Origin of the sequence: Erwinia mallotivora (assembly GCF_000590885.1) — a bacterium.
In the GTDB taxonomy this organism is placed as follows: Bacteria; Pseudomonadota; Gammaproteobacteria; order Enterobacterales; family Enterobacteriaceae; genus Erwinia; species Erwinia mallotivora.
In genome coordinates this window covers 55922-75109 of record NZ_JFHN01000075.1, presented here as the reverse complement: position 1 = coordinate 75109, position 19188 = coordinate 55922, and the positions used below count along the sequence as shown (strand labels likewise).

Annotated in this window: 19 protein-coding genes and 1 riboswitch; of the genes, 14 read left to right on the top strand and 5 right to left on the bottom strand. The window is 53.0% G+C overall.

The annotated features are described in order from the left end of the window. The first annotated feature begins 63 nt into the window (after positions 1–63). Both BG55_RS20410 and BG55_RS20405 read left to right on the top strand, forming a co-directional pair. Entirely contained in the window at positions 64–1242 is a 1179-nt protein-coding gene (locus BG55_RS20410; protein WP_034941503.1) for a hypothetical protein, read from the top strand. A gap of 297 nt (positions 1243–1539) precedes the next feature. Then, positions 1540–2283 carry a hypothetical protein gene (locus tag BG55_RS20405; protein WP_034941502.1) on the top strand — a complete coding sequence of 248 codons (744 nt, stop codon included), beginning with the start codon at positions 1540–1542 and terminating at the stop codon, positions 2281–2283. Between the two features lie 478 nt (positions 2284–2761). On the opposite strand, the gene BG55_RS20400 is transcribed toward BG55_RS20405, so the two are convergent. Further along, positions 2762–3481, bottom strand: coding sequence for an ABC transporter ATP-binding protein (locus BG55_RS20400; RefSeq protein WP_034941501.1), 720 nt, complete (start codon positions 3479–3481; stop codon positions 2762–2764). Between the two features lie 202 nt (positions 3482–3683). On the opposite strand from BG55_RS20400, the gene BG55_RS20395 reads away from it, so the two are divergent. Together BG55_RS20395 and uvrB are read left to right on the top strand one after the other, a co-directional pair. Beyond that, positions 3684–4067 carry a hypothetical protein gene (locus tag BG55_RS20395; RefSeq protein WP_034941499.1) on the top strand — a complete coding sequence of 128 codons (384 nt, stop codon included), beginning with the start codon at positions 3684–3686 and terminating at the stop codon, positions 4065–4067. 300 nt (positions 4068–4367) lie between these two features. Beyond that, positions 4368–6392: an excinuclease ABC subunit UvrB gene (gene uvrB, locus BG55_RS20390; RefSeq protein WP_034941496.1), complete on the top strand. Its 2025-nt coding sequence runs from the start codon at positions 4368–4370 to the stop codon at positions 6390–6392. 186 nt (positions 6393–6578) lie between these two features. On the opposite strand, the gene BG55_RS20385 is transcribed toward uvrB, so the two are convergent. Further along, entirely contained in the window at positions 6579–7487 is a 909-nt protein-coding gene (locus BG55_RS20385) for a gluconeogenesis factor YvcK family protein (RefSeq protein WP_034941494.1), read from the bottom strand. A 181-nt stretch (positions 7488–7668) separates the two neighbouring features. Beyond that, a riboswitch (molybdenum cofactor riboswitch) is annotated at positions 7669–7799 on the top strand. On the opposite strand from BG55_RS20385, the gene moaA reads away from it, so the two are divergent. The 7 genes from moaA (at position 7786) to BG55_RS20350 (ending at position 12648) form a co-directional block, all read left to right on the top strand. Continuing rightward, positions 7786–8775: a GTP 3',8-cyclase MoaA gene (gene moaA / locus BG55_RS20380; RefSeq protein WP_152542870.1), complete on the top strand. Its 990-nt coding sequence runs from the start codon at positions 7786–7788 to the stop codon at positions 8773–8775. Its footprint overlaps the riboswitch before it by 14 nt. 17 nt (positions 8776–8792) lie before the next feature. Then, a complete protein-coding gene (gene moaB / locus BG55_RS20375) occupies positions 8793–9308 on the top strand; it encodes a molybdenum cofactor biosynthesis protein B (protein WP_034941489.1) in 516 nt (171 codons plus the stop codon). A 3-nt stretch (positions 9309–9311) separates the two neighbouring features. Next, positions 9312–9797 (top strand): cyclic pyranopterin monophosphate synthase MoaC, encoded by a 486-nt coding sequence (gene moaC / locus BG55_RS20370; RefSeq protein ID WP_034941486.1) that lies wholly within the window; start codon positions 9312–9314, stop codon positions 9795–9797. Beyond that, positions 9790–10035 (top strand): molybdopterin synthase sulfur carrier subunit, encoded by a 246-nt coding sequence (gene moaD / locus BG55_RS20365; protein ID WP_034941870.1) that lies wholly within the window; start codon positions 9790–9792, stop codon positions 10033–10035. Before moaC ends, moaD begins: the two co-directional genes overlap by 8 nt. Positions 10036–10037: 2 nt before the next feature. Then, complete coding sequence (gene moaE / locus BG55_RS20360) at positions 10038–10490, top strand: molybdopterin synthase catalytic subunit MoaE (RefSeq protein ID WP_034941485.1); 453 nt, start codon at positions 10038–10040, stop codon at positions 10488–10490. A gap of 112 nt (positions 10491–10602) precedes the next feature. Then, on the top strand, positions 10603–11706 hold the full coding sequence (locus BG55_RS20355; RefSeq protein ID WP_034941484.1) for a DUF1615 domain-containing protein: 1104 nt from the start codon (positions 10603–10605) through the stop codon (positions 11704–11706). 231 nt (positions 11707–11937) lie between these two features. After that, on the top strand, positions 11938–12648 hold the full coding sequence (locus BG55_RS20350; protein WP_034941483.1) for a Bax inhibitor-1/YccA family protein: 711 nt from the start codon (positions 11938–11940) through the stop codon (positions 12646–12648). Positions 12649–12733: 85 nt separating this feature from the next. Here the strand turns inward: BG55_RS20350 and BG55_RS20345 are convergent, their stop codons facing one another. Genes BG55_RS20345 through BG55_RS20335 form a run of 3 tightly spaced genes read right to left on the bottom strand, consistent with a single transcriptional unit; the run spans position 12734 to position 15680 of the window. Beyond that, entirely contained in the window at positions 12734–13684 is a 951-nt protein-coding gene (locus BG55_RS20345) for a lysylphosphatidylglycerol synthase domain-containing protein (protein WP_034941481.1), read from the bottom strand. Next, on the bottom strand, positions 13684–14916 hold the full coding sequence (gene clsB / locus BG55_RS20340; RefSeq protein WP_420889626.1) for a cardiolipin synthase ClsB: 1233 nt from the start codon (positions 14914–14916) through the stop codon (positions 13684–13686). The genes BG55_RS20345 and clsB overlap by 1 nt, the downstream gene beginning before the upstream one ends. A 2-nt stretch (positions 14917–14918) precedes the next feature. Beyond that, complete coding sequence (locus tag BG55_RS20335; RefSeq protein ID WP_034941478.1) at positions 14919–15680, bottom strand: endonuclease/exonuclease/phosphatase family protein; 762 nt, start codon at positions 15678–15680, stop codon at positions 14919–14921. A gap of 182 nt (positions 15681–15862) precedes the next feature. On the opposite strand from BG55_RS20335, the gene BG55_RS20330 reads away from it, so the two are divergent. The 3 genes from BG55_RS20330 to dusC all read left to right on the top strand — a co-directional run bounded on the left by BG55_RS20330 (position 15863) and on the right by dusC (position 19043). Continuing rightward, positions 15863–16252: a YbhQ family protein gene (locus BG55_RS20330; protein ID WP_034941476.1), complete on the top strand. Its 390-nt coding sequence runs from the start codon at positions 15863–15865 to the stop codon at positions 16250–16252. Between the two features lie 277 nt (positions 16253–16529). Beyond that, complete coding sequence (gene rhlE, locus BG55_RS20325; RefSeq protein WP_034941475.1) at positions 16530–17942, top strand: ATP-dependent RNA helicase RhlE; 1413 nt, start codon at positions 16530–16532, stop codon at positions 17940–17942. A gap of 153 nt (positions 17943–18095) precedes the next feature. After that, positions 18096–19043, top strand: coding sequence for a tRNA dihydrouridine(16) synthase DusC (dusC, locus tag BG55_RS20320; protein ID WP_034941474.1), 948 nt, complete (start codon positions 18096–18098; stop codon positions 19041–19043). Positions 19044–19188 lie beyond the last annotated feature (145 nt).

Sequence of the window (19188 nt, the reverse complement as noted above, 5' to 3'; positions counted from 1 at the left end):
AGCTTTCTGAATTACGTTGACAGACTTCCGCAAGGAAGTAGTAAAAGACTACTTGACCGGGCTGTGGCGAATAAAAATGAAAATATTAATATCGAGCCACCAGAGAATAATGATGAGAAGGATTTTCTGAATTTATATCATGCTGTGGAATACTTTGCCGATGCTACCTACGCTGAAGCTCGGACCCTACCAGAAGAAGAGCTAAGTGACAGAAAAAAGGTATTGACTCACATTAACAAAATTTTCACAAATCTGGCGGTTCCTGAGAAATATCAGAGCAGATTTCAGGCCGTTGAAAAAAAAGTTTCCCTGTTGACTTGCGAGTCTCCTTCTGTCGGAGAAAAAACAGGCCCGGAATCAAAGGGCACTTCGGTTCTTGTAAAGGAAGATACATCTTCACAAACAGCAACTTATGAAAATTTATCTTTAATAATTCAATATTTCGAAGGTGATATTAAAAATGAAAAAATAAAATCTCTTTTCACAAATATTGTAGAAAGAGTATCTATTAATAAAAAATTCACCATCGAAAGTGAAGCAGACTCTCAGAACTACCGTAAGTTTCTTGAGATGAGAGTTGAAATGAAAAAATTTCTGTCTGAAAATAAAAGAACGTTATCAACAGAGGAAAATAAAGAAGGTAAAAAAGTTTTGCGGAAAATGGAAAGGCTTGCTGACAAATTAGGTATTCCCGGCAAAATTTCTGCTGAAACCAGTAACATGTCTTTACAGTATGAGGCTGATTTAACAAGGGAATTTCCTGGTATCAGAAATAAATCATTTATCATCAGCACTGAAGACGAAACCGCGATTGCTGCACCTGTTCCCTATCTGCCAAGGGAAGATCTGGTAATGCATCCATCAATTGAAATTGATGAAAGCTATTCAAATATATCTGATTATCTTGATGAATTGCACAAAGGGATTAAAAACGGAAAAGCAAAAAAAATGTTCGATGCATCAATTAAATCCGCGCATAAGAAAACAAAAGATATATCGGGTACAAATAACAGACATTTCGCACAGGCTCTGGAAACCGCAAGGGAAATGCTGAGCAAACTGGAAAAAGACGGCAACACCCTGACCAGAAGCGAGATTGAAAGCGGGGTTGAAACATTGAGAGTTCTGGGGCATGAAATGGAAAAAAGAGGTTTTCCGATCGAGTTCAGTGACAAAGTAATAGGGACCCTGACAAGGTTCAGAAAGCTGTATGCTGATACCTATCCGGCACAAAATAAATGAGTAATGGGGCATAAAGGAGCAGGCAATGGCTGTGCTCCTTTCAGGCCGGTTACGGTAAGCCGTTGCGAATTATTTGATAGTTTAAGGCTGATAGAAAAATCATTTTACCGTCAGCCTGTTATTAATAATTGCGTTGATCCAATCAGGCAATCCTGTTGTTAACAACGTTGCTTCCACGATGCAGTAGTAGCTGTTAAATGCGTTTTTTGACATTTTTCTCTTCGGGGATAATGTATTATTTTCACGCTTTTTTGTCTCGGTTTTTTATCAGATTGATTTTTATAATGGGGATTTAGTATGGGACCTTTAAAGACGGAAGGAAGTATCGATTCACAAAAAATTTACTCTGATTTATCTTCAGGGTATAAAAATGGAGAGAAAAAGAATCCGGAAGGATTCTCAAAAAATTTATCATCGGTGATTAATATTAGTGAAGATAAGCCCATTCTTACAAAGCCAGAGTTACTGGTTTCATCCTCCCCAAAAACATCCGATACACTGTTAACTCTATTTACTGCAAAGATAAAGTCGGTTTTTGGTATCTCAACCAACCGGCAGGCTTATGCATCAGATGGCGATGTAGAGAAAGAAATTTTCCTTAAAGATGGTAGAACCCATAAAATGATTCTGGAGCAGGAAAAGACTAAAAAAACCAATAATTCTTGGGCAGGGAAAAATAATTCATCTGTAAAAAAAATTATTGTGTATTCAGCAGCAGTAGCTGCCATTTTAGGCCTGGGGTATTTTTCCCGTGAGATGTTGTCTGGTGAAAATAGCAGTCATGATGAAGGGCTGCCTGATGGCCTGAAACCTGATAACTCCAGTGATATGAGCACAATCGAAGGGCTGGAAAAAGGTGTTTCACAAGCTTATTCCGGCTGGAAATCTGAATATTCCAACACTCCTGTAGTGAAATTCGGTTCTGATGACGCTGAGCTGTCCGGGAGTGGAGATGGAAATGACTATGACAGCGAATATGGAAATGGCTATGACAGCGAATATAGCAGCGGATATAAAGATGACAATGATCGTGTAGATTGAAGTGGTGATAAAATCGATATTTAAAATCTTGCTCTTTCTAATAAATTGGAGCAGAAAAGAATAAATCGAAAAATTTTTTAAAAAAATGTCTCTTTTGAAAAAAAATATTTTTAGAAAAATTATTCTGTGAAGGATGGCGTTCTCGGGCAGGGAAAATGTTCCCTTTAATATGATGACCGCCAGATAACAGAAATATCTTAATATTAATAAATCCGCTTAGCTGAATATATTTTAGTTCCCGGCTCCCTCGGTAAGGGTAAACACAGGCAGAGTACGGCTCTGAGCAAGAGATACGGGATCTGGTTTATTGTTACCGATATTAATCCTGCTGATCCCGAAGTGGCTGAGGCTCATTCTGCGGAAAAGTCATGCAGCAACAGGTTTCCGGACTGAATATTGTCTGACATTCAGTCCGGTTGTTTCGGGAACAAACTGGCAGCGGATCTGCGCATCCATACAGGTGGCTGGCTGAAAACAATCATGTCACCGTAAGCCAGGTATTAATAATGCGTTCATCCAACTGGGCAACCCTGCCATGAGCAACATTGCGCCCACGGTGCAGCAGTAAAAAATAGTCGGCCACGCGGCGAATAAATGAAATCCGTTGTTCGAGCAGCAGGATAGTCAGACCAAAATCGTGGTTCAGCCGGTGGATCAGATTACCCATTTCTTCTTCCAGCCAGGGCGACATCCCCTCCGTTGGCTCATCGAGAATTAACAACTTTGGCTTTAACACCAGCGCTCTGGCCAGCGCCAGCTGCTGCTGCTGGTCAGGCATTAACTCACCGCTGCGCTGGTGTCGCAGGGAATAGAGTGCGGGAAACAGGTCATAAACCATCTGAGGAATGGCGCGATGACGTTCATGGCCCGCGCCTGCCAGAAGAGCAATTTGCAGGTTTTCTTCCACGCTTAACTGCGAGAAAATCTGCCGTCCCTGCGGCACATAGCCAATGCCTAACGCTGCACGCTGTTCCATCGGTTGTAGCAGCAAATTCTGCGGTGGCAGATTTGCCTCCTGCCAGATCATCGAGCCGCTGTTAATGGGCAGATGGCCCATGATGCAGTTAACCAGGGTGGTTTTACCCATTCCTGACTGCCCCAGCACGCCGGTACAGGTGCCAGGAGGCAAATCCAGATCTACATCCCAGAGAATGTGATTTTGCCCGTAGAACTGGTTGATTGAACGTAAGCTGAGCATCTGACACTCTCCTTCATACAGTTTTAGATCGCACCTGATTGCATCCACTTTCCGCTGTCTGGCTAACGGTCTTAGCTGCGCATGGCCTGCGGTTGTTGTTTCCCGCGTCTCTGCACAGGGCGGTTGTGGTAAACAGGCAACTAACGGGCCAGTTTTCAAAAACACCGAAACAGGGTAATAAAGTAAATAATCAGCCGCGTTAATGGTCAGAATTGTTAAACAATTGCCCCAGGTAATTTTCATCTGCACTTTTGTGGTGCCTGCCACTTCTTCTCCAGCACGACGGAAAGAGACAGGTGGTAAAAAAGGCCAGCAAAAAACTGAAAAAAAAGGTAGTACTTGTGCTGTAAATATGCAGTTCAGTCCCGCTGATACTTACGAGCCGGAAAAAAAAATTCAAAAAAAAATATTTGCCGCCTGCTTTATGGCGCAGGGACAATTTATTCACATCAGACGGCTCAGGCGCTGTAATCAGTTATCCACTATTCCTGTGGATAAACTTGTGCATGAACGGCTTAAAACCTGCGAGAAACGAGAGCGGGTGCGGGCTGCGCTTAAGTTGGTGCGAAACTTAACTAAAATATAAAGTTGTTATATTTCAATATATTGGATAAAAGCAAGCGACAGAAAACGCCACCTGATACAAACTCAGGCATTTTGTCAGCACATCTTGACAAATGTTAAAGCATGGCCCCCCCTGGGGATAAAATGCCGTGCAGGGGAAGGGAGAAACATTGCGCGCATTTTCAAAAATCATTTTCTCAACAGCGGATAAACATCATGCAATACAACTGTAATTATATCCAGTATTTTTTGCTGGCAAAAATGTCAGGGCAGAGTAAAATCAGAATCCGGTGGATGTAATCTTTATGCGGGTAGCCTTGTAATGAGCAAAGTTTTTAAACTCAACTCCGAATTCAAACCTTCCGGCGACCAGCCTGAAGCCATCCGCCGCCTTGAAGAGGGACTGGAGGACGGTCTGGCTCATCAGACGCTGCTTGGCGTAACCGGCTCAGGTAAAACCTTTACCGTCGCCAATGTGATTGCCGATCTTAACCGTCCCACTATGGTACTGGCACCCAATAAAACCTTAGCAGCTCAGCTTTACGGTGAGATGAAGGAATTTTTTCCGGATAACGCCGTGGAGTATTTTGTTTCTTACTACGACTATTATCAGCCTGAGGCTTATGTGCCCAGTTCTGATACCTTCATTGAAAAAGATGCATCAGTTAATGAACATATCGAGCAGATGCGCCTTTCCGCCACCAAAGCACTGCTGGAGCGCCGCGATGTCATCGTGGTGGCCTCCGTATCGGCAATTTACGGTCTGGGCGACCCCGATCTTTATCTGAAGATGATGCTGCACCTGACGCGTGGAATGGTCATCGATCAACGCGCCATCCTGCGCAGACTGGCGGAACTGCAATATACCCGTAACGATCAGGCTTTTCAGCGCGGCACCTTTCGTGTGCGCGGTGAGGTGATTGATATTTTCCCGGCAGAGTCTGATGACTACGCGCTGCGGGTGGAGCTGTTTGATGAAGAGGTTGAACGGCTGTCAATCTTTGATCCACTGACCGGGCAGGTTGATTCGGTGATCCCGCGTTATACCATTTATCCCAAAACGCACTATGTTACCCCGCGCGAGCGTATTCTTCAGGCGATGGAAGAGATCAAAGTGGAACTGTCCGACAGGCGTAAAAACCTGCTGGCAAACAATAAACTGCTGGAAGAACAGCGTCTGTCTCAGCGGACCCAGTTTGATCTCGAAATGATGAATGAGCTGGGTTACTGCTCGGGCATTGAAAATTACTCACGCTATCTGTCGGGCCGCGGGCCTGGCGAACCCCCGCCGACGCTGTTTGACTATCTTCCCGCTGACGGTTTACTGGTGATTGATGAGTCGCACGTCACCATCCCGCAGATTGGCGGCATGTATCGTGGGGACAGGGCGCGTAAGGAGACGCTGGTGGAGTATGGTTTTCGGCTGCCCTCTGCGCTGGACAACCGACCCATGAAATTTGAAGAGTTTGAAGCGCTGGCACCGCAAACCATTTATGTCTCTGCCACACCCGGCAATTATGAACTTGAGAAGTCCGGTGGTGAAATCATCGATCAGGTGGTGCGTCCAACCGGGCTGCTTGATCCACTGGTTGAAGTCCGGCCCGTTGCGACTCAGGTAGACGACCTGCTATCGGAAATTCGCAAAAGGGTGGCGATTAACGAACGCGTGCTGGTCACTGTGCTGACCAAACGGATGGCGGAAGATTTGACCGAATATCTTGAAGAGCACGGCGAACGGGTGCGCTATCTGCATTCGGATATTGATACCGTCGAGCGAGTGGAAATTATCCGTGACCTCAGACTGGGTAAATTTGATGTTCTGGTGGGGATCAACCTGCTGAGAGAAGGGCTGGATATGCCGGAAGTCTCGCTGGTGGCGATTCTGGATGCTGATAAAGAGGGCTTCCTGCGTTCTGAACGCTCGTTGATTCAGACTATCGGGCGCGCCGCGCGTAATGTGAACGGCAAAGCCATTCTTTACGGCGATCGGATCACCCCATCGATGAGCAAAGCCATTGGCGAGACGGAGCGTCGCCGTGAAAAGCAGGAACTTTATAATCAGCAGAACGGTATTGTTCCGCAGGGGCTTAACAAAAAAATTGCCGATATTCTGGAGCTGGGGCAGGGGATTAATAAGAACAAAACCCGATCCCGGGGCAAATCTTCCCGCAGCATCGTTGAAGAGGATGCGGTGGCGCTGGATATGTCGCCAAAAGGATTGCAAAAGAAAATCCACGAGCTGGAGGCAAAAATGCAGGAGCATGCGCAGAATCTGGAGTTTGAAGAAGCGGCGCAGGTTCGTGATCAGCTGCATCAGATGCGTGAATTGTTTATTACGGCTTCCTGATGCTGCCGGTCGGGTACTTCAGTTTCTGGCCGTAGCCCCGGCTGGACGGCCACCGGGTTCTGGTCAACAAAGCGCACCAACCAGCAAGCCATTTTTTCTGCCTGGTTTTGCCGTTCCGGCGCTACCTGACAGCAGGGCCGGGCGTCTCACTCCATAAAGCTCAGCGGACAACAGGGTCGAAATGATTCAGCCAAACGACTGAACGGCGCGTTCCAGCGCGCTGTGAAGTAACTGACGATCGTGGCGGTACTGAATATCTGCCGCTTCCAGTGGTTGCTGAATAATCAGGCGATCGGTGACATTGCTGGCATTTACCGCTGGTCCAATCACCACTGCATCAATGACTTTTTTGCCAATGTATTTTTCCATCATTGCCAGTTTGTCTGACAGTGTCAGCTGCGCGGCCGCCGGGCTTAACTCTTTGCCAAGATTGCCAATAAACACCATAGTCGCAGGCGTACGGCGCAATGCCTGCGCCATCTCCGGCATCAGCAGAACCGGCATCAGGCTGGTATAAAAGCTGCCGGGCCCTATCAGGATCAAATCCGCTTCGCCCACGGCCTCAATGGCTTCCCGCGTGGCGTTGACCGTTGGCGATAACATCAGCTCCTGCGGCGGTTGCTGCATCTGATCAATCTCTGTTTCGCCATAAATCTGATGACCATCGTGGTCGATGGCGACCAGGTCAACCGGCTGTTCTGACATGGGGATCAGAAACGCATCCACCTTCAGCAAATTACGGATCAGATTGATCGCCTCCAGAGGCCGCACGCTGAGATGATCCAGTGCCTTCAGCATCAGATTGCCCAGATTATGCCCTGCCAGCTCACCATTGCCGGAAAAACGGTACTCGAACATGGCGGAAGCAATACCCGGTTCAGTGATCATCTGGTTCAGACAGTTACGCATATCGCCCCAGGCGATGCCACCTTCCGAACGCCGGATACGCCCGGTGGAACCCCCATTATCCGTGGTGGTAACAATGCCGGTCAGACGTGATCCCAGAGGAGAAAGGGCAGACATCACACGACCAAGGCCGTGGCCGCCTCCCAGTGCCACCACGCGGTCAAGGTCGGCTAAGGTGCGATTACGCATAGAATTTTGTCCAAATGTTAAGAATTTACTGGAAAATATACGGCATTATTTTCTTATATTACGCTGACATGAGGTAAAAACGGGGTAAAAAATCGTTATATATCAAAATGCATAGCGTAATGCCGAACTGGTAAGCGTGCTCTATTAGCGGTACTATTTCGCCACCAAGACTTACCGGCCTGCGGTAAGTCACACTTAGCCCTGGCACCTAAGTCTGCGGATAGGGTGCCCCGGCCGCAACTGTTGTTGCCAGGGTGCAGAAAGAAATGCCTGCATCTCCCGTCTCTGGAAAGGTGTACTGGTGCCACAATTTACCGATAGCTTCGACCGCCGGTTTTATTATCTGCGTCTGTCGATTACTGATGTCTGCAATTTTCGTTGCAGCTACTGCCTGCCTGATGGTTACAAACCGCAGGGCACAGCCAACAAAAGTTTCCTTTCACTGGATGAAATCCGGCGGGTAACCCGTGCTTTTGCGGCAGCGGGCACGGAAAAAGTTCGCCTCACCGGCGGGGAACCCTCACTGCGTCGTGATTTTACCGATATCATCGCCGCCGTGCGCGAAAATTCTGAAATTCGTCAGCTGGCGGTGACGACCAACGGTTACCGCCTGGCGCGTGATGTGGCAAAGTGGCGCGCTGCCGGGCTGACGGCACTGAATGTCAGCATCGACAGCCTCGACGCGCGACAGTTTCATGCCATTACCGGACAGGATAAATTTCAGCAGGTGATGAACGGTATTGATGCGGCGTTTGATGCCGGGTTCAGCAAGGTAAAAGTCAACGCCGTGCTGATGCGTCACATTAATCTTCACAGCCTGCAAACCTTTCTTGACTGGATCCGTCGCCGGGCCATTCAGCTGCGCTTTATCGAACTGATGGAAACCGGCGACGGCGGCGAACTGTTCCGCAAGCAGCATGTTGCCGGCACCGTTATCCGTGACCATCTGCTGCGGGAAGGCTGGGTTTGCCAGCCTCGCGGGCGCAGTGATGGTCCGGCACAGGTGTTTCGTCATCCGGATTACCTTGGTGAAGTGGGGCTGATCATGCCCTACGAAAAAGACTTCTGCGCCAGTTGTAACCGCCTGCGCGTGTCGGCCACCGGGAAACTGCATCTCTGCCTGTTTGGCGATGGGGGCATTTCGCTGCGTGATTTACTGGCAGAAGATAATCAACTCGACCAGTTGCAGGCACGGATAACTGAGGCTTTGCAGGGGAAAAAGCAGACCCATTTTTTGCACCAGGGAGATACCGGCATCACGCAAAATCTCTCTTATCTCGGTGGCTAACCTTAAGGAGATCAATAATGGCAAAATCCACGGCTGAATTTATCCCGCTTAATATTGCTCTGCTCACCGTTTCGGACAGCCGCGATACGGCCAGTGACACCTCTGGTGACTGGTTGCAACAGGCAGTAAGTGAAGAGGGACACCGGCTGGCAGACAGGGCGTTGGTGGCCGATAACCGCTACGCGATCCGCGCCGTGGTCTCTGGCTGGATCGCCAGCGAAAATGTGCAGGTGGTAATCATCAATGGCGGCACCGGTTTTCACAGCAAAAACAGCACGCCAGAAGCATTGCTGCCGCTGTTTGATCGGGAAATCGAGGGATTTGGCGAGCTGTTCCGGATGATCTCCTGGGAGGAGATTGCCAGCGCGACCCTTCAGTCCCGCGCGCTGGCCGGGATGGCAAACCAGACGCTGATTTGCGCCGTTCCCGGTTCGACCGGGGCCTGCCAGAGTGCCTGGGAAAGGATCATCTGCCAGCAACTCGATGCCCGCACGCGCCCCTGCAACTTTGTTTCTCATCTGAAGAAGTGCTGAACCATGTCTGACCTGACCCACATTAACGCCGCAGGTGAAGCCCATATGGTGGATGTCTCGGCAAAAAAAGAGACCGTCCGTGAAGCCCGTGCAGAGGCCTTCGTGGTGATGCATCCCGACACCCTGCGGATGATCATCGACGGCAGTCACCATAAGGGTGATGTGTTTGCCACGGCGCGCATTGCCGGTATTCAGGCGGCAAAACGCACCTGGGAGCTGATCCCGCTGTGCCATCCGCTGCTGCTGAGTAAAGTCGAAGTCAGCCTGAGTGCGGACGAAGAAAACAGCCGGGTAAGGATCGAATCCCTCTGCCGCCTGACCGGCAAAACCGGGGTGGAAATGGAGGCGCTGACGGCGGCCTCGGTCGCGGCGCTCACCATCTATGACATGTGCAAAGCGGTGCAGAAAGATATCCGCATTGAGTGCTGTCGCCTGCTGAGCAAACGCGGGGGGAAATCAGGAGATTTTCAGGTGGAAGATGATGATTAACGTACTGTTTTTTGCGCAGGTGCGCGAGCTGGTTGGTAGCGCAGGCCTTACCGTGGACGGGGAGTATGCGACGGTGGAAGCCCTGCGTGCGGCGCTGGCGGCGAAAGGTGAGCGCTGGACGCTGGCGCTGGAATCCGGCAGGCTGCTGGCGGCGGTCAATCAGACGCTGGTTTCACCACAGCATCCGCTGCATTCCGGCGATGAGGTGGCGTTCTTTCCTCCGGTTACCGGGGGATAAAAATGGAAACCCGTATTGTTGTCGACGCCGCCCCTTTCAGCGTGGATGAAGCGTATCGCTGGTTGTCGGCCAGCGATGAAGATGGCGCGGTCGTTACCTTCACCGGTAAGGTTCGCAATCATAATCTCGGCGATAAAGTGGCCGCCCTGACGCTGGAGCACTATCCGGGGATGACGGAAAAAGCGCTGGCGGCGATTGTCGCGGAAGCCCGCCAGCGTTGGACAGTGCAGCGCGTTATGGTTATCCACCGCACGGGTGAGCTGTTTCCGGGCGAAGAGATTGTGCTGGTTGGCGTCAGCGCGGCTCACCGTTCAGGCGCATTTGCCGCAGCGGAGTTTATTATGGATCAACTGAAAACCCGCGCCCCTTTCTGGAAACGCGAAGCCACGACAGAGGGCGAGCGCTGGGTGGCCGCCCGGGACAGTGACCAGCAGGCGGCCGCTCGCTGGAAATAATCCTGAGACGACCGCTGCTCTGATGCAGCGCGCGGCAGAACCGATATCCGTACCTCCGCATACTGACAGAAAAATAAATGGCCTGACGGAACCGGCCGTGACAAGGAAAATAATGAATCACTCCTCCATTAAGCGTGTTGCGCTGTTGGCCCTGCTGGTGCTGGCAGGCTGTAGCAGCAAGCCGACGTCGCAGGGGCCGGAACGACGTCCGGCCGATATTAAGGCGCAGATTAACCAGCTGCTCCCCCCGAAAGTCACCGACCGCCAGGGCTGGAGTGACGACATTATGGTCGCCATAACCAGCCAGGGAATTGACCCTTCCGTCAGCAACCTGTGCTCGGTAATTGCCGTTGCCGACCAGGAGTCCGGTTTTAATGCTGATGCCAGCGTGCCCGGCCTGCCGAAAATTGCCTGGGGAGAGATTGACCGTCGCGCGGCAAAGTTGCACATCCCCGCTATCCTCGTGCGCACCGCGCTGATGATTAACTCATCCAACGGCAAAAGTTACGCCGAACGGCTGGACAAGGTTAAAAACGAAAAAGAGCTGAGCGCCATTTTTGACGATTTCATCAATATGGTGCCAATGGGACAGAAGCTGTTCGGCAACCTTAATCCCGTCCATACCGGCGGACCGATGCAGGTGAGCATTGCCTTTGCCGAGGCTCATGCCAGCGGCTATCCATACCCGATTAACGGCACCCTGCGTCAGGAAGTGTTTACCCGCCGTGGCGGCGTCTGGTTTGGCACTCAGCACCTGCTGGGCTACCCGGCCGATTACAGCAAACCGTTGTATCGCTTCGCTGATTTCAACGCCGGTTGGTATGCCAGCCGCAATGCGGCTTTCCAGGCGGCGGTCACCCGCCTGAGTGGGATCCGGCTGGCGCTCGACGGCGATCTGATCCAGTACGATTCCGATGCGGCCGGTTCAACCGAACTGGCGGTACGCACGCTGGGGAAACGTCTGGATATGAGCAACAGCGCTATACGACGTGCGCTGGAAAAGAGCCAGACGCAGGCATTTGAGAAGACGACTTTATGGCAGCAGGTGTTTACGCTGGCGGATAAAGAGGCCGGAAAACGCCTGCCGCGTGAGATGCTGCCGGGCATTAAACTGGAAAGCCCGAAAATCACCCGTAATCTGACCACGGCGTGGTTTGCTCAACGGGTGGATGGCCGCTATCAGAGCTGCCTCAGCCGTGGCGGCGCTGCCCGCTGATCGTGCTGAACGGTTTTTTCTGTTGAAAAAAAGCGCGGTGGGGGCTGGCCTGACCTGGTATGACTGTGCCAGACTCACTGCTTATCGTTTTATATCCTTCATATTTCAGGTTGCAGGTGCGTTGGCTGCACAAGCGCATCCCGGTCACTGACCTGAGTTGCTGGCTGCCTTGCTGCAACCTGAATTATCTGGGGCATACAATTACCTTCACGTTCTTTAAAGGGGAGCATCATGGACAGATATCCACGCAATGGCGGTTCCATTGTTTCGCCTGCCAGTACCGGGCTACAAACCTATATGGCCCAGGTCTATGGCTGGATGACCTGCGGTCTGCTGCTGACCGCCTTCGTTTCGTGGTTTGCGGCCAACACCCCGGCGGTGATGGAGCTGGTTTTTGCCAACCGCATCACCTTCTTTGGCCTGATTATTGTCCAGTTGGGGCTGGTGTTTGTCCTGTCCGGCATGGTGCATAAACTCAGTGGCGCGGCGGCGACCGGGCTGTTTATGCTCTACTCGGCGCTGACCGGCCTGACGCTGGCCAGCATTTTCCTCGTCTACACCTACTCCTCAATCGCCAGTACTTTTGTGGTGACCGGCGGTATGTTTGGCGTAATGAGTTTCTGGGGATACACCACCAAACGCGACCTCAGTGGTTTTGGCAGCATGTTGTTTATGGCGCTGATTGGTATTGTGCTGGCATCCCTGGTCAATATCTGGCTGAAAAGCACCGCGCTGATGTGGGCTGTGACTTACATCGGAGTGCTGGTGTTTGTCGGGCTGACCGCCTATGACACGCAAAAACTGAAAAATATCGGTGAGGAGATCAACGTCAACGACAAAGAGAACCTGCGCCGTTACTCCATTTTGGGCGCGCTGACCCTCTATCTGGACTTTATCAACCTGTTCCTGATGTTGTTACGTATTTTTGGCAACCGGCGTTAACCGGCGTGGCGGGGCGGCCCCCGCCAGACACCAACGGGCGTTTAATAACGCCCTTTTTATTGCTGGCGTCAACAGGCTCCGCCCTTCACCGGTTGATCGCCTGCTGATTTTTTCGCCGCAGGCTTTTCGCCTGACTCTCCAGCCCCAGATAGAGCACCAGCGCCAGCAACAGCGGCGCGATAAAATAGAGCACCCGATACGCCAGCAGCGCCGCAATAATTGCGCCGTGGGAGAGGTGTTCGCCGCTGAGCAACGCCAGAAACACCGCTTCCAGCACGCCGATGCCTGCCGGAATATGAATAATCACCCCGGCAATACTGCTGATCAACAACACCCCCAGCACCTGCGGATAGTCCACCTTCTGCGCCAGCAGCAGCCAGATAATGGCACCCATCACCAGCCAGTTAGCCCCGGATACCGCAAACTGCAACATCGCCATGCGAAATGAGGGCAGTGCCAGCTGATGGCCCTTTACCGCCCAGCGGCGGCGCGGGGAGAAGGCACAAAATGCCAGCCACACCACCACAAAAGCCAGCAGCGCCACGCCGATTACCCGTAACGTCCCTGCGCCGATAAACCAGCCGGCAGGCACCGGCACCCAACCCGCACTGAACACCACGCCGGAAACCAGCACATAGCCCAGCCAGTTAGTGGCAATACTGAGCGAAAAAATGCGGGTGATGGTCCTGCTGTCCAGTCCCAGCCTGGAGTAGAGTCGATAGCGCATTGCCACGCCGCCAACCCAGGTGCTGAGGGTCAGATTAAAGGCATAGCAGATAAACGACACCAGCATCACCTGGCGCTTTTGCAGCTTATGTCCACAATACGCCTGGCCAATCAGATCGTAGACGCCATAGGTCAGGTAGCTTATTGCCACCAGCGCCACCGAAACCAGAACAGCCACCCGGTTGTAGTGGAGAATGACCTCCATCACTTCCTGCCAGTCCACTTTGCTGGCGTAAAGCACCAGCAGCACCGTGACCGCAATAAAAAACAGCCACGTCAGCACTTTTTTGAACCATTTCCGGCGGGTCATCAGGATTTCATCCTCTCTTCAGCGTCCACGCGATCCTGCGTTTCCATTTCAGGCTGCACCGGCGGGGGCACCTGGGCAAGTTTTGGGGTATGGGCAGGCAGCCAGCCTGCGATGGCCGGGAAGTGGCGTAAAAAATGGAACACCACCACGTTTTTAACCATCTGCCAGGCGTTTTGCGGCGGCAGTTCATCTGCCATCACCTGTCGGCACTCGTCCTTCAGCAGCCTGTTAAGTTCGTGACGTAATATCTGGGTGAAAGCAGGATCGTCGATCATCAGGTTGGCTTCGAGATTAAGCGACAGGCTCAGTGGGTCGAGATTGCTGGAGCCCACGGTGGACCAGGCCTCATCCTGTACGGCAATCTTGGCATGCAGCGGGCGGCGGATATATTCATAAACTTCCACCCCCCCGCCCACCAGATAGTTATAGAGCAGCTCAGCACCCACCTTAACAATCGGCATATCGGGTTCGCCCTGCACAATCAGCTTTACCCTGACGCCACGCTTTGCTGCGTGACGCATCTCGCGCAACAGATGGTAACCCGGAAAAAAGTAGGCGTTGGCGATGATCACTTCCTGCTTTGCCTCACGCAGCATGGCAAGATAATGCTGCTCGATATCGTCGCGATGGTCTTCGTTATCCCGCCAGACAAACAGCACCTGAGTCTTACCCGGCGCGGCGTGACGCGAGGGCCGACCTGAGCGCGCGCGTCGCCAGCGCCCGGGCGTTTGCTGGCTGAACGCCTGAAGCACATAGCGACTGATATCATCCACCACCGGGCCACGCACCTCCACGGCATAATCCTGTTTAGCCTCGGGGCCAAAACTGACGTTGTGCTCGGCAGAAAAGTTAATCCCGCCGACAAAGGCAATCACGCCGTCGCAGACCACGGTTTTGCGGTGCAGACGACGAAAAATATTGGTTCGCATACCAAACACCCGCGGTCGCGGGTCGTACCAGATAAAGCGCACGCCCGCTGAAGTGAGGCTGCTGATGTAATCTTCAGACAGTTCGTGCGAACCGTAACCATCGACCATCACTTCAACCTTCACACCGCGTCGGGCGGCTGCCAGCAATACCTGATGCAGCTGGTTTCCCACCTCATCTTCAAACAGAATGAAGGTTTCCAGCAGCACCGTTTCTCTGGCCCGTCGGATAGCTTCAAACACGCGGGGAAAATAGTCCTCGCCGTTGATCAGCAGCCGCAGCCGGTTACCGTCACGCCATTGCATATTCACAGATGAATCTCCACTGCCAGAGGGGCGTGATCGGAAAGATGTGACCAGGGCCGCAGGGGGATGGTTTGCGGATGGCTGACGCGGGCGTTGCGCACGTAGATACGGTCGAGGCGCAGCAGGGGAAAGCGGGCAGGGAAGGTGCGTGCCGGGCGGCCTGACTGACGGCTGAATACTTCTTCCATCCCGGCTTCGTGATGCAGGATGGCATTGGCTTTTTGCTGCCAGTCGTTAAAGTCGCCCGCCACCACAACCGGCGCATCTGTTGGCAGGCTGTTGACCAGCTCACACAATAACGACAGCTGGCGTGCCCGATGCGCATCGCGCAGGCCGAGGTGCACACAGACCACATGCAGAGTACCCGGGGCATGGGGAAGGGTAATCTGACAGTGCAGCAATCCCCGCTTTTCGGTGCCTTCTACCGAAATGTCCCGGTTCTCATATTGCACAATTGGCAAGCGGGAGAGCACGGCATTACCGTGATCCCCTTCCGGGTAGACGGCATTACGGCCATAGGCAAAATCATTCCACATGGTATCAGCCAGAAATTCGTAGTGAGGCGTATCGGGCCAGTTAGCAACCTGAAGTTGATGGACCTTGTGCGCTCCCATAACTTCCTGTAAAAAAACAATATCCGCCGCCGTTGCTCTGACTGCATCACGCAGCTCAGGCAGGATAAAACGACGATTTGAGGCGTTAAAACCTTTATGTGTATTGATCGTCAGGACTTTTAATGAAAATCCTTGCGGCTCCTGTGGCATACTATGCGCGCTCTCCTTTTCGAAAAGTGAAGAGTAAAGTGTAGTCTTTGTCACAAAAGAGTGGCACCGGGCCGCGATCTTTGCGGCATTATCTGAAAACTGCGTTAGTCTGAGGAGATTCGTTATCACCTGTCGTGTTAACAAAGCTGGGCGACCCCGGTTGGGTCTGCCAGGAGAAAATCATGAAATGGTCTAATCGTGTGCAGATTGTCACCGGACAAACCTGGGTACATATTACGCTGCACCTGATGTTGATTGCCGCGCTGGTGTTGGGCTGGAAGCACCAGGCACTGTTGCAGGTCAGCGTGGTGTTACTTGCGCTTTACGCCAGCGTATTCGCCGCCATGTTACTGACCCAGCGTCTGAGCGGTTTCCGCCGGACAGGTGACTTTCTTGAAGACGTCACCACCACTTACTATTTTGGGGCCGCCATGTTGGTGCTTTACCTGCTTTCGCAGGTTATCCACAACAATCTGCTGCTTGGTATTGCCGGGGTGTTGATGCTTACCGGACCCGCAGTGGTTTCGCTGCTGGCGAAAGAGACGGCCCGCGCCCGCCAGCGTCAGCGCTGAGCCACAACGGACCACAGACTGGTGGTCCGTTCTCCCTCTGATTTCTCCTGAGTCAAAACCCGGTTAACTGTTGCGCAATGAGCTCTCTCTGCTCCCCGTGGGGGATGAGGCCAAAAGAAATACTCTCTGTGTCAGGATAATCTCTGGTATAATCTGCGCCTTACGCACCGTGGTTTGTGCCCCCTTTCAAACGTCAGGCAGTGCCTGGCGTCATATTTTCCCCCTGGAAACTACACCGCCTGGCGCGGTCAGGGCGGATCCGGAGTCTGTCAATTTTATGTCATTCGATTCTCTCGGCCTGAATGCCGATATTTTGCGCGCTGTTGCTGAACAGGGCTATAACGAGCCAACGCCCATTCAGCGTCAGGCGATTCCTGTGGTACTGGCGGGCCGTGACCTGATGGCCAGCGCTCAGACCGGTACCGGTAAAACCGCCGGTTTTACCCTGCCTTTGTTACAACGACTCAGCAGTGCGGAGCCGAACCCGAAAGGGCGGCGTCCGGTTCGTGCCCTGATCCTCACCCCCACCCGCGAGCTGGCGGCACAGGTGGGTGAAAATGTGCATGATTACAGCAAATACCTCAATCTGCGTTCGCTGGTGGTGTTCGGCGGCGTCAGCATTAATCCGCAGATGATGAAGCTGCGTGGTGGCGTTGACGTGCTGATTGCCACCCCCGGCCGCCTGCTCGATCTCGAACATCAGAACGCGCTGGATCTGTCGAAAGTGGAAATCCTGGTACTGGACGAAGCCGATCGCATGTTGGACATGGGCTTTATTCACGATATCCGCCGCGTGCTGGCAAAACTGCCCGCCAGACGTCAGAACCTTCTGTTTTCCGCCACCTTCTCCGATGAAATTAAAGGGCTGGCAGAGAAGCTGCTGCACAATCCGGAACAGGTTGAGGTTGCGCGTCGCAATACCGCATCTGAACAGGTCACTCAGCATGTGCATTTTGTTGATAAGAAGCGTAAGCGGGAGCTGCTGTCACTGATGATTGGCCGTGATAACTGGCAGCAGGTGCTGGTGTTCACCCGGACCAAGCACGGTGCTAACCATCTGGCGGAACAGCTGAATAAAGACGGTATCACCGCCGCGGCGATCCACGGTAACAAGAGCCAGGGTGCCCGCACCCGCGCGCTGAGCGATTTTAAAGAGAATAAAATTCGCGTGCTGGTTGCCACCGATATTGCCGCGCGTGGCATTGATATTTCTGAGCTGCCTCATGTGGTGAACTATGAGTTGCCAAACGTGCCGGAAGACTATGTTCACCGCATAGGGCGTACCGGTCGCGCGGCGGCAACCGGCGAGGCGCTGTCGCTGGTTTGTGTCGATGAGCATAAACTGCTGCGTGATATTGAACGTCTGCTGAAACGTGAGATCCCACGTATTGCTTTAGACGGATTTGAACCAGACCCGTCGATTAAAGCCGAGCCGATCCAGAATGGGCGTCAGCAGCGCGGCGGCGGCGGTGGACGGGGCGCGCCTCAGGGGCATCGCGGCGGAGGTCGTCAGGGCGGCGGCAAAAGCAACAGCAGTGGCGGCGGAGAGCGCGGTCCCTGGTCGGGCGGTGAGCGTAACCAGAATGGTGGTCAACGCCGTCAGGGCTCTGGCTCAGGGGCAAAACCTGCCGCTGGCGGCAACGGTGCTGCGCGTAACAAACCCCGCCAGCGCCGCTCTGATCCGGCATAACGGCTTTTGCAGGGGGAGGTCAGCTCTCCCTGCGGTTGCGGGCTGACATATACAGATCCCGGCAGGCATTGCACTCTGCTGTTCTGCGGCTGATGCCGCCGGGAAAACTCAGCCTGTCAGACTCCCTGTCTTTTATTGTGGACGGCTTGTGATATGCGCGTTTTACTGGCCCCGATGGAGGGCGTGCTGGACTCACTGGTGCGTGAACTGCTTACCGGCGTCAACGACTACGATCTCTGCATTACCGAATTCCTGCGGGTGGTTAACCAGCTGCTGCCGGTCAAATCCTTTTACCGTCTCTGCCCTGAACTTCACCATGCCAGCCGCACACCCTCCGGCACCCGGGTGCGTGTTCAGCTGCTGGGACAGCATCCTTCATGGCTGGCGGAAAATGCCGCACGTGCGGTGTCGCTGGGTTCCTGGGGCGTTGATCTTAACTGTGGCTGCCCGTCTAAAACGGTGAATGGCAGCGGGGGCGGGGCCACCTTGCTGAAAGATCCCGAACTGATTTTTCAGGCCGCCAGCGCCATGCGTCAGGCGGTGCCGGCTTCATTGCCGGTGACGGTAAAAGTCCGGCTGGGATGGGAGTCCGGCGAGCGGCAGTTTGAAATCGCTGATGCGGTGGAGCAGGCGGGTGCCACCGAGCTGGTGGTGCATGGCCGTACCAAAGAGGATGGCTACCGGGCTGAGCGAATAAACTGGCAGGCGATTGCGGACATCCGGCAGCGACTGAACATTCCGGTGATAGCCAACGGTGAAATCTGGGACTGGCAAAGCGCGCAGGCCTGTATGCAGGTAACCGGTTGCGATGCCGTGATGATCGGACGCGGTGCATTGTGCATCCCCAATCTGAGCCGGGTAATAAAAGAGAACGCGCCACCGATGCCGTGGCCGGAAGTGCTGCTGTTGTTATACCGCTACATTCAGCTGGAAAAACAGGGTGATACCGGGCTGTACCACGTGGCGAGGATCAAACAGTGGCTTGGCTATCTGCGGAAACAGTACCCGCAGGCCAGCGATCTGTTCAGTCTGATCCGGGCAATGAAAAATTCCGCAGAGATTGCGGCAGCTATCGACGTTAATGTGCAGGCACTGGTCTGATTGGGCTGAAGCCCACGGCACATCCCTGAGGCGTACCCTGGCGGAAAAAGCCGCTACCCCGCCAGCTGAAGCCGCATTTTAAGCGGGATCTTTTACTCTCTGTTGCAGGCTGAGACATTTTTTCCTGCTGCGGCCGCGATCTCTT

Bases quoted from the DNA above. Each gene is read 5' to 3' on its own strand.
- BG55_RS20405 (WP_034941502.1), top strand. From the start codon at position 1,540: ATGGGACCTTTAAAGACGGAAGGAAGTATCGATTCACAAAAAATTTAC.
- BG55_RS20400 (WP_034941501.1), bottom strand. From the start codon at position 3,481: ATGCTCAGCTTACGTTCAATCAACCAGTTCTACGGGCAAAATCACATT.
- BG55_RS20395 (WP_034941499.1), top strand. From the start codon at position 3,684: ATGGTCAGAATTGTTAAACAATTGCCCCAGGTAATTTTCATCTGCACT.
- uvrB (WP_034941496.1), top strand. From the start codon at position 4,368: ATGAGCAAAGTTTTTAAACTCAACTCCGAATTCAAACCTTCCGGCGAC.
- BG55_RS20385 (WP_034941494.1), bottom strand. From the start codon at position 7,487: ATGCGTAATCGCACCTTAGCCGACCTTGACCGCGTGGTGGCACTGGGA.
- moaB (WP_034941489.1), top strand. From the start codon at position 8,793: ATGGCAAAATCCACGGCTGAATTTATCCCGCTTAATATTGCTCTGCTC.
- moaC (WP_034941486.1), top strand. From the start codon at position 9,312: ATGTCTGACCTGACCCACATTAACGCCGCAGGTGAAGCCCATATGGTG.
- moaD (WP_034941870.1), top strand. From the start codon at position 9,790: ATGATTAACGTACTGTTTTTTGCGCAGGTGCGCGAGCTGGTTGGTAGC.
- moaE (WP_034941485.1), top strand. From the start codon at position 10,038: ATGGAAACCCGTATTGTTGTCGACGCCGCCCCTTTCAGCGTGGATGAA.
- BG55_RS20355 (WP_034941484.1), top strand. From the start codon at position 10,603: ATGAATCACTCCTCCATTAAGCGTGTTGCGCTGTTGGCCCTGCTGGTG.
- BG55_RS20350 (WP_034941483.1), top strand. From the start codon at position 11,938: ATGGACAGATATCCACGCAATGGCGGTTCCATTGTTTCGCCTGCCAGT.
- BG55_RS20345 (WP_034941481.1), bottom strand. From the start codon at position 13,684: ATGACCCGCCGGAAATGGTTCAAAAAAGTGCTGACGTGGCTGTTTTTT.
- clsB (WP_420889626.1), bottom strand. From the start codon at position 14,916: ATGCAATGGCGTGACGGTAACCGGCTGCGGCTGCTGATCAACGGCGAG.
- BG55_RS20335 (WP_034941478.1), bottom strand. From the start codon at position 15,680: ATGCCACAGGAGCCGCAAGGATTTTCATTAAAAGTCCTGACGATCAAT.
- BG55_RS20330 (WP_034941476.1), top strand. From the start codon at position 15,863: ATGAAATGGTCTAATCGTGTGCAGATTGTCACCGGACAAACCTGGGTA.
- rhlE (WP_034941475.1), top strand. From the start codon at position 16,530: ATGTCATTCGATTCTCTCGGCCTGAATGCCGATATTTTGCGCGCTGTT.
- dusC (WP_034941474.1), top strand. From the start codon at position 18,096: ATGCGCGTTTTACTGGCCCCGATGGAGGGCGTGCTGGACTCACTGGTG.